Origin of the sequence: Jeotgalibacillus sp. S-D1, from assembly GCF_004358665.1 — a bacterium.
Taxonomy (GTDB): Bacteria; Bacillota; Bacilli; order Bacillales; family Jeotgalibacillaceae; genus Jeotgalibacillus.
Genome location: NZ_SMZR01000048.1, coordinates 1 through 522, shown reverse-complemented (window position 1 = coordinate 522; position 522 = coordinate 1). Strand labels below are relative to the sequence as shown.

The following is a 522-nucleotide window of genomic DNA, read 5'->3' as shown; positions in this document are numbered from 1 at the left end:
AAATCTCCGGATCACAGGATATTGCCGCCTCCCCGAAGCTTATCGCAGGCTGTCACGTCTTTCATCGCCTCTGACTGCCAAGGCATCCACCATGTGCGCTTAATTACTTGACCATACAACCCCAAAGGGTCTTTAGTCTGTAATTATAACGATATCACCTTGATAATTTACGCTTGATTCAGTTCTCTTTACTTTGATAACCAACCCCTTGGGATAACAACTGATGTCATTAAAAGGTTGGTTATCTGGTTAGACAATGGCTCAGTGAATGATTCATCGTCTAACCGTATTACAACTCATATCTATGTTTTTAAATAGTAATAACGTCTTCATCAGATCGTCATATAGTTTCTGTATAAAACAGAAGTAAGTAATCATTACCTTTATTACAAAGATCAATCACTTAATTCTATTTTATGCACTCTTAATCCGTAATCCAATATGGTGGAGCCAAGGAGAGTCGAACTCCTGACCTCCTGCGTGCAAGGCAGGCGCTCTACCAACTGAGCTATGGCCCCGTAT

1 tRNA gene and 1 rRNA gene are annotated in these 522 nt (G+C 40.8%); both read right to left on the bottom strand.

The features are described from left to right. A 23S ribosomal RNA gene (locus E2R51_RS20605) occupies window positions 1–113 on the bottom strand; the annotation flags it as partial. Between the two features lie 329 nt (window positions 114–442). Then, window positions 443–518, bottom strand: a tRNA-Ala gene (locus E2R51_RS20600). Between the last annotated feature and the right edge of the window lie 4 nt (window positions 519–522).